The organism is uncultured Microbacterium sp., assembly GCF_900078385.1.
GTDB lineage: Bacteria > Actinomycetota > Actinomycetes > Actinomycetales > Microbacteriaceae > Microbacterium.
Window position 1 is genome coordinate 286,943 of sequence record NZ_FLQR01000007.1, and the last position, 12,786, is coordinate 299,728.

The following is a 12,786-nucleotide window of genomic DNA, read 5'->3' on the forward strand; positions in this document are numbered from 1 at the left end:
GCCCGGGACGCGCGTGCGACGGCTCACGCGGCCGAGGTCGCCATGCCCATCCGCGTGAGGGCGACGTTCTCCACGATCTGCACGACGTTGTAGAGCAGAAGGGTCACGAGCGTGATGAGCGCGACGGAGGCCCACAGGTCGTCGAAGCGCGCCGTGGCGCTGAACTTCTGGATCATCCCGCCGATGCCCTGCCCCGTGGACAGCCACTCCGCGAGCAGGGCGCCCGTGACGGCGCCGGGCACCGAGACGCGTGCGGCGGCGAAGAGCGACGGCAGGGCGCCCGGCAGGTTCACCTTGCGCAGCTGCGCGACCCGGCCGCCGCCGTAGACGTGCACGAGGTCGAGGCTCTGCTGCGACGCGCGGCTCAGGCCGAACAGGATCGAGGCGAGCGCGGGGAACAGCACGACGATGCTGCCGATCACGGCGACGGATGCGGGGGTGCCGCGACCGGTGATGAGGATGATGACCGGGGCGATCGCCACGAGCGGGACGCTGCGCAGCAGCAGGGCGAGCGGCATCACCCCCGCCTCGACGGCGCGGGACAGCGAGAACGCGATCGCGAGGAGGAGGGCGACCGACATCCCGGCGACGAAGCCGATCGCGGCATCCTGCAGCGTCTGCGCGAGGAGCGGCCACATCTCGGCGCGGTGCGCCGCGGCATCCTCCCCGCTGACGAGGAACTCCCACACCTGCGCGGGTCCCTTCGCGACGTAGGGCGAGATCCCGGTGAACGCGGTGATCGCCCACCAGAGGGCGATGACGATGACGAGGGTCAGCGCGGCGTTGAGCGTGGATCGGCCGAGGGTCCGCCAGACGGCGGCCATCATGCGCTGACCGTCCCCGTCGTGCGGCCGGAGACCCAGGGCGTCACGAGCCGGGAGATCAGTCCCACGATGCCGTAGCCGATGAGGGCGACGACGGCGCTCAGCAGGAACACCGCCCAGACCCGCGTGGAGTCGAGGTCGCCCTGCAGCTTGATGAGCGTGATGCCCACGCCGCGGTCGATGGCCCCCATGTACTCGCCGAGGATCGCGCCGAGGAAGGCGCTCGGCACGGCGATCTGCAGGGCGTTGAGGATCGCGGGCGCCGCCGCGATGAGCCGCACCTTGCGCAGCTGCGTGAACCGGGACCCGCCGTAGACCCGCACGACGTCGAGCGTCGCGCGGTCGGCCGCCTTGAAGCCCAGGAGCGCGCCGACGACGGTCGTGAAGAACACCGCGAGGGCGGCGAGGAAGATCGCGGTCGCGCTGAGGTCGCCCGGCCGCTTCGCCCCGCCCAGGATGACGATGGCGAGCCCGCCGACGGCGACGACCGGCAGGCAGTAGCTGACGACGGCGACCTGCATGATGACGGGCTCGAGCCGCGGGAGGAGGAGCACGGTGGATGCCAGGAGCAGCGCGATCGCGTTGCCCCACACGTATCCCGTGAGGGCTTCGCCGATCGTGACCTGGAAGACGCTCCAGTACGGCGCGAGCCCGTCGTTCCAGAGGGTCTCCAGCACGGCCCACGGCGTCGGGACGGGCGTGAAGGTCGTCCCCTCCGCGGGCGTGAACGCCGTCACGGAGAGCAGCCACCACGCCGCGATCAGCACGGCGGCGCCGATGAGGCCGGCGAGCCACCCGGGCATGCGGGTCGCGGAGCGCATCAGGACTCCGCGGCCGCGCGGCCGTCGCTGCCGAAGAGGAGGTCGGAGGCCCGGTCGACGAGCGCGTGGAACTCCGGCGTGCGCTGCATCTCGGGCAGCCGCGGCCGCGGCAGGTCGACCTCGATGATCTCCTTCACCCGGCCCGGCCTCGGCGACATGACCGCGACGCGGTCGGACAGGAAGATCGCCTCGGAGATGCCGTGCGTGACCAGCAGGGTCGTGGCGGGCTTCTCGGTCCAGATCCGCAGGAGCTCGAGATTGAGGTTCTGCCGCGTCATGTCGTCGAGCGCGCCGAAGGGCTCGTCGAGGAGCAGGACGGACGGCTTCAGCGCGAGTGCGCGCGCGATGGAGACGCGCTGGCGCATGCCGCCGGAGAGCTGTGCGGGCTTGGCCTTCTCGAAGCCCCGCAGGCCGACCAGCCCGATGAGCTCGTCGATGTACTCCTTGTCGGGGCTGCGCCCGGCGATCTCGAAGGGGAGCCGCACGTTGTGCAGCACGCTCCGCCAGGGCAGCAGCGCGTGGTCCTGGAACGCGATGCCCAGCTCATGGCCGCGGCGCAGCTGCGCCGGGGTCTTCCCGTCGACGAAGACCTCGCCCGCGGTCGGGTTCTCCAGGTCGGCGAGGATGCGGAGGATGGTCGACTTGCCGCAGCCGGACGGCCCGAGGAGCGCCAGGAACGACCCCTGGTCGGTGTGCAGGTGCGTGTCCTCGAGCGCCGTGACGGAGCGACCGCGGCCGGTCTGGAACGTCTTGCTGAGGCCGTCGATCCGGATGCCGGTACCCGTGCGGGCACCGGCATCCGTGAGCGTGTGATCAGTCATGGATCAGGGCAGGTAGTCCTTGAGATCCGGGTTCTCCGCGTAGATCTCGTCGATGATCGTGGTGTCGAACAGGTCCTCGACCGCGACGTCCCAGCCGGCGGCGGCGAGCGAGTCGACCGTCTGCTGCTTGAGGGCGTCGGAGATCGTGAAGAGGCCGTTGGCCTCGGTCTCCTCCGTCGAGATGAGGAGCTTCTGCGCCTCCAGGCCCATCCCGGTCTTGGTGGGGTCGAGGGCGCCGAAGACCGACTCCAGGCCGTCCGCGGAGGCCTCAGCCGCCTCGTTGTAGTACTTCTGGATCAGCTCCACCGAGGCGTCGGTGTCCTCCTGGAAGACGTCCGTCCAGCCCTTGATCTCCGCGGTGAGGAACGACTTGAGGAGATCGGCGTTCTCGGCGAGGTACTGCTCCGTGACCGAGAAGGTCTCCGCGACGTACGGAACCCCGTTGTCGGCGTAGGCGAGGTTCGTGACGTCGTAGCCCGCGACCTCGACGGTCAGCGCCTCGTTGGTGAGGTACGCCATGAAGCCGTCGACGTCGCCGTCCATGAGCGGGGTCGGGTCGAAGTCCACCGGGACGACCGTGACGTCGGCGGGGTCGATGCCGTTGGCGGTGAGGAGCGCCGCGAACACGCTCGCGTTGGAGTCCTGCACGCCGATCTTCTTGCCGACGAGGTCCTGCGGCGTCGTGATGTCGGCGCCGTCGGCGAGCGACAGGATCGTGAACGGGTTCTTCTGGAAGGTCGCGCCGATGATCTTCAGCGGGGCGTCCTGCTCGGCGATCGCGGCGCCGATCGAGGCGGCGTCGCTCAGCGCCACCTGCACGGTGCCGGAGAGGAGCTTCGCGACGCCCGTGTCGGGGCCCGAGATGCCGATGACCTCGGAGAAGCCGGCCTCGTCGTAGTAGCCGTTCTCGTACGCGTAGAACTCGCCGGCGAACTCCTCGTTCTTGATCCAGGAGTACTGGACGCTGATCTCGCCGTGGTCGACGGTCTCGCCGGCCGCGCCGGGTTCCGCGTCGGATGCGGCGGGCGAGCACGCGGTCAGGGCCAGCGCGAGCGCGGACGCGACGGCGAGGGGAAGGACGCGGCTGCGCGTCCGGGTGCTGCGGAAGGTGGGCATCGGTTCTCCTGGACGGAAGGTGTGCGCGCACGAGAGGGCGCTTCGGGTGCGCGAGGGTGCGTGGGCGACGCTAGACCTCGCACGTTTCCGGCTCCGGCGCGGTCGTGTTTCCGGGGTGTGACGCGGCTTCATCGGCGCGCCGCGGACATGCGCCTGCCCGCTACGCGCCGCGGAGTACTGTCCACAGCAACGACGCGAGGAGGCGACGATGATGGTCCCGGAGATCAACTATTGGGCGGTGCTGCTGGCCATGGCATCCAGCATGGTCGTCGGCTCGATCTGGTACACGCCGAAGGTCTTCGGCACGCGGTGGGCGTCGCTCGCGAAGGTCGACATGGATCGCCCGGCCGCCACCGCCACGATGGCGATCGTCACGACCGTCATCGTGAGCTTCGTCACGGCGTGGGTGCTCGCCGGTGCGGCCACGATCGCGTGGCACTTCTACGAGGGCAGCTACCTGTGGGCGGCCATCGCGACGTCGGTGATCCTGTGGGCGGGGTTCACGGCGGCGCGCTTCATCACGCATGACGCGTTCGAGGGCCGGCCGACGTCGCTGACGGTGCTCAACATCGCGCACGAGCTCGTCACGGTGCTCGTCATGGCGATCATCATCGGCGTCTGGCCGCCGGCCGGCACGGTGTAGCCGGGAGCCCTCAGACGGCGCGCGAGGCGAGCGCGGCGACGGCCGATGTGAAGAACGTCAGGCCGTCGGTGCCCGAGCGCATGGCGGCCGACGTGTCGGGGCCGAACCCCTCCTCGACGGCGTGCTCAGGGTGCGGCATGAGTCCGACGACGTTGCCGCGCGCGTTCGTCAGGCCGGCGATGTCGTCGAGCGATCCGTTCGGGTTGATGCCCGTGTAGCGGAACGCGACGAGACCGTCGCCCTCGATCTGCTTGAGGGTCTCGTCCGAGCAGATGTAGCCGCCGTCCGCGTTCTTCAACGGGATGACGATCTCCTGGCCCGTCGTGAACCCGCTGGTCCACGCGGTGTCCGCGTTCTCGACGCGCAGGCGCTGGTCGCGGCGGATGAACTGCTGGTGGGCGTTGCGGATGAGGCCGCCCGGCAGCAGGTGCGCCTCGACGAGCATCTGGAAGCCGTTGCAGATGCCGAGGATCGGCATCCCCTTGCCGGCGGCGTCCTTGACCTCGCTCATGATGGGCGCGAGGGCCGCGATCGCGCCGGCGCGCAGGTAGTCGCCGTAGCTGAAGCCGCCAGGGAGGACGAGCGCGTCGACGCCGTCGAGGTCGTGCGATCCGTGCCAGAGCGCCACGGGCTCGGCGCCCGCGAGGCGGATGGCGCGCTGCGCGTCGCCGTCGTCGAGGGACCCGGGGAAGGTGATGACCCCGATGCGTGCGGTCACTCGACCACCTCGATCCCGACGACGTCCTCGATGACGGCGTTCGAGAGGATCTCGTCGGCGATCTTCTTGACGGTCTCGAGCGTCGCCTCGTCGGCGCGCTCCACCGTGAGCTCGAAGCGCTTGCCGATGCGGACGCCGGAGAAGCCGTCGACCCCGAGCCGCGCCAGTGCGCCGGCGACGGCCTTCCCCTGCGGGTCCAGCAGCTCGGCCTTGGGCATGACGTCGACGACGATGGTGGGCATTCGAGGCTCCAGGAGTCGCGGGATGGGGTGCATCCCCCAGTCTACGGGGCCGCTCGGCCGCCCACTCGCCGCGCGCCTACGGGGGTTGTGATCGAACTGTGACCTCGTCGTGGGAGCGCTCCCTTGACGAGCGTGGGAGCGATCCCATAGCGTGACATCCGATCGGTGAGAGCGCTCCCATCCTGGGACGGGAATGCGACCCGACGCATCTGCATCACCCACACACCCACAAAGGAGTGACACGTGAAATCACGCGCACTGCGCCGCATCGGCCTCATGGCCGGCGTCGCCACCACAGCCGCGATCGTTCTGGCCGGCTGTTCCGGGACCGCGAGCCCCGCGCCCAGCAGCGGCGACGCCGAGGACTTCGAGGGCGTCGAGCTCACACTCGCCACCTTCAACGACTTCGGTTACACCGATGAGCTGCTCGACGAGTTCGAGGCCGAGACGGGCATCACCGTCGTGCACAACAAGGCGGCGACCTCGAACGACGCCCGCGCCAACTTCTTCCAGAAGCTCGGCAAGACGGGTCTCGCCGATGTCGAGGCCGTCGAGGTGGACTGGTTCACCGAGATGATGCAGTACTCCGACCTCGTCGCACCCGTGCCCGAGGACCTCAAGGGCCGCTGGCTCGACTGGAAGGAGAAGGCGGCGACCGACGCCGAGGGCAACCTCGTCGCCTACGGCACCGACGTGGGGCCCCAGGCGGTCTGCTTCCGTCAGGACCTCTTCGAGGCCGCCGGCCTGCCGACCGATCGTGAAGAGGTCGCCGGCCTGTTCCCGACGTGGGACGCCTTCTTCGACGTCGCCGACGACTACGTCGCCAAGACGGGCAAGCCGTTCATCGACTCGGCCAACTCGGTGCTGCAGGGCCTCGTGAACCAGCTCGAGATCGCGTACGAGCAGCCGGACGGCACGATCGTCGCGACCGAGAACGAGGACATCCGCGCCGCCTACGACACCGTCGTCGACCGCGCCATCCCGATCTCGGCCTACGCCGGTCAGTGGAGCGAAGACTGGTTCGCCTCGATGGCGAGCGGTGAGTTCGCCGCGATGCTGTGCCCGCCGTGGATGCACGGCATCATCGAGGGCAACGCGCCCGACGTGGACGGCTGGGACATCGCCAACGCCTTCCCCGAGGGTGGCGGCAACTGGGGCGGCTCGTACCTCGTCGTTCCGGCCAACGGCAAGAACGTCGCGGCGGCGCAGAAGCTCGCCGACTGGCTGACCGCGCCCGAGACGCAGATCAAGGCGTTCAACAACGCGGGCACCTTCCCGAGCCAGCCCGACGCGCAGGAGAGCGCTGACCTGACCGGCTTCGTCAACGCGTACTTCAACGACGCCCCCTCCGGCGCCATCGGCATCGACCGCGCCAACGCGATCACCGTCGCGACCTACAAGGGCGAGAAGTACTTCCAGTTCCACGACGCTCTGCAGAACGCCGTGACGCGCGTCTTCGACAAGATCGAGGACAAGAGCACGAGCTGGGACACCTGGGTCAACGAGGTCAGCGCGTTCTGATCTGATCGACCCGACCGGGGGTGCGGCGACCCTGAACGCCGCACCCCCGGCATCCACCTCTCTCGATGCCATCTCGAAGGACCACCGTGACCACGACAGAATCGCGCCCGGCGACGCGCTCCTCCAGGACCGACGACGTGCCCCGTCAGCCCCGGGTCATCTCGTTCTCGCAGAAGCTCAGCAAGTGGGACCTCAAGTTCTCGCCCTACCTGTACATCTCGCCGTTCTTCATCATGTTCGCCGTCGTCGGGCTCTTCCCGATCGGCTACACCGCGGTCATCTCGTTCATGGACTGGGATCTCGTCCGCAACTCCGGCGAGTTCGTCGGGTTCGACCAGTACGTCTGGATCCTGACGCAGCCGCACTTCTGGACCGCGCTGCGCAACACCTTCAGCATCTTCCTGCTCTCGAGCGTGCCGCAGCTGATCCTCGCGATCTTCATCGCCGCCGTCCTCGACCGCAACATCCGCGCCAAGACGTTCTGGCGCATGAGCGTCCTGCTCCCCTTCGTGGTCGCACCCGTCGCTGTGGGCCTCATCTTCACGGCGATCTTCGCCGACAACTTCGGCCTCGTGAACACCTGGCTGACCTCGATCGGCCTCGAGGGGATCCCGTGGCACAAGGACCCGCTGGCCAGCCACGTCGCGATCGCCACGATGGTCAACTACCGCTGGATGGGCTACAACACGCTGATCCTGCTGGCGGCCATGCAGGCGGTCAACCGGGACTTCTACGAGGCGGCGACCGTGGACGGCGCGGGCCCCGTCCGCCAGTTCTTCTCGATCACGATGCCCTCCCTCAAGCCGACCCTCATCTTCGTGATCATCACGTCGACGATCGGCGGTCTGCAGATCTTCGACGAACCGCGGGTGTTCGACCAGTTCGGCCGCGGCGGCGCCGGCCAGCAGTGGCTCACGATCGCGCTGTACCTGTACGACATCGGCTGGGGCCAGTGGAACTTCGGTCGCGCCGCCGCCATGGCGTGGATCCTCTTCGTCATCATCCTGCTGATCGGTCTGCTGAACCTCTTCATCACCCGCACGCTCGTGCGTGACGAGGGAGCCCGCGGGCAGCTCCCCAAGAAGCAGCAGCGCGCCCTCGAGAAGTCCGCCAAGAAGAACGTCAAGGAGGGCACGCGATGAGCACGCTCGGAACCCCCACCCCCCTCGCCGTCGTCGAGGAGACCATCCCGGCCGCCGCGGCCCGCCGCCGCGCCAAGACCATCAAGATCCGCGGTGCGCGCCCCGGATGGGTCGTCTACGGCATTCTGACCGTCGTCTTCCTCACCGGCGTCTTCCCGCTGTACTGGTCGTTCATCATCGGCTCCGGCGACGCGTCGTCGCTGCGTCGCCCGTTCAGCTGGATCCCCGGGGGCAATTTCTGGGAGAACGCCCTGGCGGTCCTGAACAACCCGGCCGTCAACTTCTGGCCGGCGCTGTGGAACTCGATCTACAGCTCGTTCCTCATCGCCGCGGCGGTCGTGATCACCTCCACGCTCGCCGGCTGGGCGTTCGCGAAGCTCCGCTTCCACGGCGGTCCCGCGCTCCTCATCTTCGTCGTCGCGACGATGGCGGTGCCGCAGCAGCTCGGCGTCGTGCCGCTGTACATCCTGTTCAGCGAGCTCGGCTGGACGGGGCAGATCGGCGCGATCATCGTGCCCGCACTCACGAGCGCCTTCGGGGTGTTCTGGATGACGCAGTATCTGCGCCAGGCCGTACCCGACGAGCTGATCGAGGCGGCCCGCGTCGACGGCGCCTCGATGATCCGCACCTTCTGGACCGTCGGCGTCACCGCCGCGCGGCCCGCTGCCGCGATGCTGTTCCTGTTCACCTTCGTGGGCGCGTGGAACAACTTCTTCTGGCCGTTCATCGTGCTCGACCGGCAGAACCCGACCCTCCCGGTCGCGCTCTCGCTCCTGCAGTCGAACTACTTCGTCGACTACTCGATCGTGCTCGCCGGCGTCATCCTCGCCACCATCCCCCTGCTGCTGCTGTTCATCTTCGCGGGCAAGCAGCTCGTGAGCGGCATCATGGCGGGCGCCGTCAAGGGATAACAGGCCCTGCCGGTACGCTCGTGAGCCACATTCCCCGAGAGGACTCTGCCTTCATGACTCGCTCCTTCCCCGCGAACTTCCTGTTCGGCGCGGCCACGGCCGCGTACCAGATCGAGGGCGCCGCGTTCGAGGACGGGCGCCGGGCATCGATCTGGGACGAGTTCAGCCGCCTGCCCGGCGCCGTCATCAACGGCGACAACGGCGACATCGCGTGCGACCACTACCACCGGTACCAGGACGACGTCGCGATCATGAAGGACCTGGGCCTGGACACCTACCGGTTCAGCGTGTCGTGGGCGCGCGTGCGTCCGGACGGCGGGCCGCTGAACCCGAAGGGGCTCGACTTCTACAAGCGCCTCGTCGACGAGCTGCGCGCCGCGGACATCCTGCCGTGGCTGACCCTGTACCACTGGGACCTCCCGCAGGCGCTCGAGGAGCGCGGGGGATGGACGGCGCGGGAGACGGCCCACCGGTTCACCGAGTACGCCCTCGACGTGCACGACGCGCTGGGCGATCGGGTGGCGAACTGGACGACGCTCAACGAGCCGTGGTGCTCGTCGTTCCTCAGCTACACCGCCGGCATCCACGCCCCCGGGCGGTACAGCGTGACCGACGGGGTGCTCGCGGCGCACCACCTGATGCTCGGCCACGGTCAGGCCGTGCGCGAGCTGCGTGCCCGGGATGCGTCGTTGAGCCTCGGCATCACGCTGAACCTCACGGTCGCCGAGCCGGCCGACCCCGCGGATGCCGCCGACCGCGATGCCGCGCGGCGCATCGACGGCCAGTTCAACCGCTGGTTCCTCGACCCGATCTTCCGCGGCGCGTACCCTGCCGACATCGTCGAGGACATCCGCGCGGTGGATGCCGGTGCCGTCGAGGCGCTGGAGGCGGCGACGCACGACGGCGACCTCGCTGTCATCGCGCAGCCGCTGGACGCCCTGGGCGTGAACTACTACCACGGCGAGTTCGTCGGCGGTCAGCCCGACCCGGCGCCGCCGGCGCCCGGCGATGCGCCGACCGACCGGCGGGCACAGTCGCCGTTCCCCTCGCACGAGGGCATCCACTGGCACGAGCGCGGCCTGCCGCGCACCTCGATGAACTGGGAGGTGCAGCCCTCGGGCCTCACCCAGCTGCTCGAGCGGGTGTCGGCGGAGTATGCCGGCCCGGCCGGGACGGCGCTGTACGTCACCGAGAACGGCGCCGCGTACGACGACGACCTCGTCACGGAGGACGGGGAGCGCCGTGTGCACGATGCCGACCGCGTCGAGTTCCTGCGTGGTCACCTGGGTGCCGTGGTGGATGCCGTCGCCGCCGGCGTCGATGTGCGGGGCTACTTCTACTGGTCGCTGCTCGACAACTACGAGTGGGCCTGGGGCTACGAGAAGCGGTTCGGCATCATCCGGGTCGACTACGACAGCCAGGAGCGCACCCTCAAGGACAGCGCGCTGGAGTATCGTCGGGTCATCGCCGATCGGGCGATCGACGTCCCCGCAGCAAGGTAGAGAAGCGCCGTGACCATCGAGACCTCGCGCGCAGCCGCCACCATCGAGGAAGTCGCCGCCGTCGCGGGCGTCTCGCGGTCGACGGTGTCGCGCGTGGTCAACGGCTCGACGGCGGTGAGCCCGGCCGCCCTCGCGGCGGTGCAGAAGGCGATCGCCGAGCTCAACTATGTCCCCAACCGCGCCGCGCGCTCGCTCGCGAGTCGCGCCACGATGGCCCTGGCGCTCGTCGTCCCCGAGGACACGACACGCTTCTTCGGCGACCCGTTCTTCGCCGCGATCGTGTCGGGGATCAACGCGCGGCTGAGCCGGTCGGACTACGTGCTGAACCTGATCATCGCGAGCGATGACCCGCGCGACAAGACGACGACGTACGTGCGCAGCGGCGCCGTCGACGGCGCGATCGTCGTGTCGCACCACACGAGCGACACGTTCATCGACCGGATCGCCGCGGCCGTCCCCGTCGTCTACGGCGGTCGTCCGGTGCGTGAGAGGGAGCACGACTACTACGTCGACGTGGACAACCTCGCCGGCGCCCGCACGGCGACCGAGTACCTGATCTCGAAGGGGCACCGCCGGATCGCGACCATCACCGGCCCCCTCACGATGCCCGCGGGCATCGACCGGCTGGCCGGCTTCCGCGAGGTGCTCGCCGAAGCGGGTCTCGAGGAGGTCGCCGTCGAGGACGGGAACTTCACGGCCGACGGCGGCGCCGCCGCGATGCAGCGGATCCTCGCGACCGGGGCGGAGTTCGACGCGCTCTTCATCGCGAGCGATCTCATGGCGCGGGGCGCGCTCGCCTCGCTGGGCCGTGCGGGCCGCCGGGTGCCCGACGATGTCGCGATCATCGGCTTCGACGACTCGCCGGTTGCGACGAGCGTGCGCCCGAACCTCACGACGATGCGCCAGCCGTCGCACGCGCAGGGCGAGCGGATGGCCGATGTCCTGCTGTCGATCCTGGCCGGCCGCAAGCCGCCGCACGTGACGATCCTCGAGACCGAGCTGATCGTCCGCGACTCGGCCTGACGTCGCGCGCGGCGCACCGAGTCCTGCAGTTCGTACGTGGATGACGTGGCGCGGGCGCCGCGGGCGCCGCGGAGGGTACTGACGCACGGATGCCGGGGCCGCCGCTCGTGGGAGCTGCGGACCCCGGCATCCGACTGAACGTTCCTGCGGGTTACTGCGGGTCGCCGCCCAGCGGTCCGATGGGGACGATGGGCCCGCCGTCGTCGGCGCCGGTCTTGCGCGCCCGCGCGATCGCGTTGCCGAGGTGGTAGATGACGAGGGCTGCGACGGTGCCGAGGACGATGCCGCCGAAGGTGAGCGCGCCCCAGTTCATCGAGTAGCCCGCGATGGCGAGGACGAACGAGACGGCGACGGTGTACTGGTTCACGGGACGTGAGAAGTCGACCTGGTTGTCGACCCAGATCTTGATGCCGATGACGCCGATGAGTCCGTAGAGGGCCGTCGTGACGCCGCCGATGACACCGCCGGGGACGGTGAAGAGGATCGCGCCGATCTTCGGCGAGAAGGCCAGGATGATGGCGATCGCGCCGGCGACCCAGTAGACGGCCGTCGAGTAGATGCGGGTCGCGGCCATGACGCCGATGTTCTCGCCGTAGGTCGTCGTCGCCGAGCCGCCGAAGCCGCCCGCGAGGGTCGTGGCGAGGCCGTCGGCGATGAGGGCGCGACCGGTCTGCTTGTTGACCGACGGGTCGGCCGCCATGGTGGCGACGCCGCGGACGTGTCCGACGTTCTCGGCGACGAGCACCAGGACGACGGGGAGGAACATCGGCACGAGGCCCCAGGCGACGCCGTCACCGAACGCGGGCAGGTGGAACTGCGGCAGCCCCACCCAGTCGGCCTCGGCCACGGCGGTGAAGTCGACCTCGCCGAGGAACAGCGCGGCGATGTAGCCGACGACGACGCCGAGGAAGATCGAGATGCGGCCGAGGAAGCCGCGGAAGAAGACGCTGAAGAGGATCGTCGCGGCGAGCGTGATGATGCCGAGGACCGGCTGCAGCTTGAAGTTGTTCCAGGCGGCGGGGGCGAGGTTGAAGCCGATGAGGGCGACGATGGCGCCGGCCACGACGGGCGGCATCAGCTTCTCGATCCAGCCGGTGCCGAACGCCTGCACGACGAATCCGACCGCGGCCAGCAGGACACCCGCGACGACGACGCCGACGAGGGCCTGACCGATGGCCTCCGGCGTGTCCAGCGGCTTGCCGCCGTTGAGCGCCGTGATGGGGGCGATGAACGCGAACGATGACCCCAGGTAGCTGGGAAGTCGGTTCTGGGTGATGAGAAGGAACAGGAGGGTGCCGAGACCCGAGAACAGCAGGGTCGTCGAGACGGGGAAGCCGGTCAGCAGCGGCACGAGGAAGGTCGCGCCGAACATGGCGACGACGTGCTGCGCGCCGACGGCGATCGTGCCGGGCCAGCTCAGGCGCTCGCCGGGCTTGACGACGGCGCCGGGCGCGACGTGGTTGCCGTCGCCGTGCAGGGTCCAGATGGGCATGGGTGTGCTC

Annotated in this window: 13 protein-coding genes; 6 read left to right on the plus strand and 7 right to left on the minus strand. The window is 69.4% G+C overall.

Annotation, left to right across the window (positions count from 1 at the left end):
* Positions 1–23 precede the first annotated feature (23 nt).
* The 4 genes from QZL85_RS09105 to QZL85_RS09120 are packed head-to-tail and all read right to left on the minus strand — an operon-like array spanning position 24 to position 3,582.
* The gene (locus QZL85_RS09105) at positions 24–827 is read right to left on the minus strand and encodes an ABC transporter permease (protein ID WP_295576229.1); all 804 of its coding nucleotides are present in this window, start codon (positions 825–827) and stop codon (positions 24–26) included.
* Complete coding sequence (locus tag QZL85_RS09110) at positions 824–1,645, minus strand: ABC transporter permease (protein ID WP_295576230.1); 822 nt, start codon at positions 1,643–1,645, stop codon at positions 824–826. The genes QZL85_RS09105 and QZL85_RS09110 overlap by 4 nt, the downstream gene beginning before the upstream one ends.
* A complete protein-coding gene (locus tag QZL85_RS09115; RefSeq protein ID WP_295576232.1) occupies positions 1,645–2,466 on the minus strand; it encodes an ABC transporter ATP-binding protein in 822 nt (273 codons plus the stop codon). The genes QZL85_RS09110 and QZL85_RS09115 overlap by 1 nt, the downstream gene beginning before the upstream one ends.
* Before the next feature lie 3 nt (positions 2,467–2,469).
* A complete protein-coding gene (locus tag QZL85_RS09120; protein ID WP_295576233.1) occupies positions 2,470–3,582 on the minus strand; it encodes an ABC transporter substrate-binding protein in 1,113 nt (370 codons plus the stop codon).
* A gap of 211 nt (positions 3,583–3,793) precedes the next feature.
* On the opposite strand from QZL85_RS09120, the gene QZL85_RS09125 reads away from it, so the two are divergent.
* Positions 3,794–4,225, plus strand: a complete 432-nt coding sequence (locus QZL85_RS09125; protein ID WP_295576368.1) for a DUF1761 domain-containing protein — start codon at positions 3,794–3,796, stop codon at positions 4,223–4,225.
* A 10-nt stretch (positions 4,226–4,235) separates the two neighbouring features.
* Here the strand turns inward: QZL85_RS09125 and purQ are convergent, their stop codons facing one another.
* Together purQ and purS are read right to left on the minus strand one after the other, a co-directional pair.
* Positions 4,236–4,943, minus strand: a complete 708-nt coding sequence (gene purQ / locus QZL85_RS09130) for a phosphoribosylformylglycinamidine synthase subunit PurQ (protein ID WP_295576234.1) — start codon at positions 4,941–4,943, stop codon at positions 4,236–4,238.
* Positions 4,940–5,185, minus strand: coding sequence for a phosphoribosylformylglycinamidine synthase subunit PurS (gene purS, locus QZL85_RS09135; RefSeq protein ID WP_295576235.1), 246 nt, complete (start codon positions 5,183–5,185; stop codon positions 4,940–4,942). Before purS ends, purQ begins: the two co-directional genes overlap by 4 nt.
* A 243-nt stretch (positions 5,186–5,428) precedes the next feature.
* On the opposite strand from purS, the gene QZL85_RS09140 reads away from it, so the two are divergent.
* The 5 genes from QZL85_RS09140 (at position 5,429) to QZL85_RS09160 (ending at position 11,284) form a co-directional block, all read left to right on the plus strand.
* Positions 5,429–6,706: an ABC transporter substrate-binding protein gene (locus QZL85_RS09140; RefSeq protein WP_295576236.1), complete on the plus strand. Its 1,278-nt coding sequence runs from the start codon at positions 5,429–5,431 to the stop codon at positions 6,704–6,706.
* Positions 6,707–6,843: 137 nt separating this feature from the next.
* Positions 6,844–7,848: a carbohydrate ABC transporter permease gene (locus tag QZL85_RS09145; protein ID WP_295576369.1), complete on the plus strand. Its 1,005-nt coding sequence runs from the start codon at positions 6,844–6,846 to the stop codon at positions 7,846–7,848.
* Positions 7,845–8,759 (plus strand): carbohydrate ABC transporter permease, encoded by a 915-nt coding sequence (locus QZL85_RS09150; protein WP_295576237.1) that lies wholly within the window; start codon positions 7,845–7,847, stop codon positions 8,757–8,759. Before QZL85_RS09145 ends, QZL85_RS09150 begins: the two co-directional genes overlap by 4 nt.
* Positions 8,760–8,812: 53 nt before the next feature.
* Entirely contained in the window at positions 8,813–10,261 is a 1,449-nt protein-coding gene (locus QZL85_RS09155) for a GH1 family beta-glucosidase (protein WP_295576238.1), read from the plus strand.
* Between the two features lie 9 nt (positions 10,262–10,270).
* On the plus strand, positions 10,271–11,284 hold the full coding sequence (locus QZL85_RS09160; RefSeq protein WP_295576239.1) for a LacI family DNA-binding transcriptional regulator: 1,014 nt from the start codon (positions 10,271–10,273) through the stop codon (positions 11,282–11,284).
* Between the two features lie 151 nt (positions 11,285–11,435).
* On the opposite strand, the gene QZL85_RS09165 is transcribed toward QZL85_RS09160, so the two are convergent.
* Entirely contained in the window at positions 11,436–12,776 is a 1,341-nt protein-coding gene (locus QZL85_RS09165) for a uracil-xanthine permease family protein (protein WP_295576240.1), read from the minus strand.
* Between the last annotated feature and the right edge of the window lie 10 nt (positions 12,777–12,786).

Coding starts and splice junctions, on each gene's coding strand:
- QZL85_RS09150 (WP_295576237.1), top strand. CDS start 7,845: ATGAGCACGCTCGGAACCCCCACCCCCCTCGCCGTCGTCGAGGAGACC.
- QZL85_RS09125 (WP_295576368.1), top strand. CDS start 3,794: ATGGTCCCGGAGATCAACTATTGGGCGGTGCTGCTGGCCATGGCATCC.
- QZL85_RS09105 (WP_295576229.1), bottom strand. CDS start 827: ATGATGGCCGCCGTCTGGCGGACCCTCGGCCGATCCACGCTCAACGCC.
- QZL85_RS09165 (WP_295576240.1), bottom strand. CDS start 12,776: ATGCCCATCTGGACCCTGCACGGCGACGGCAACCACGTCGCGCCCGGC.
- QZL85_RS09120 (WP_295576233.1), bottom strand. CDS start 3,582: ATGCCCACCTTCCGCAGCACCCGGACGCGCAGCCGCGTCCTTCCCCTC.
- QZL85_RS09110 (WP_295576230.1), bottom strand. CDS start 1,645: ATGCGCTCCGCGACCCGCATGCCCGGGTGGCTCGCCGGCCTCATCGGC.
- QZL85_RS09155 (WP_295576238.1), top strand. CDS start 8,813: ATGACTCGCTCCTTCCCCGCGAACTTCCTGTTCGGCGCGGCCACGGCC.
- QZL85_RS09115 (WP_295576232.1), bottom strand. CDS start 2,466: ATGACTGATCACACGCTCACGGATGCCGGTGCCCGCACGGGTACCGGC.
- purS (WP_295576235.1), bottom strand. CDS start 5,185: ATGCCCACCATCGTCGTCGACGTCATGCCCAAGGCCGAGCTGCTGGAC.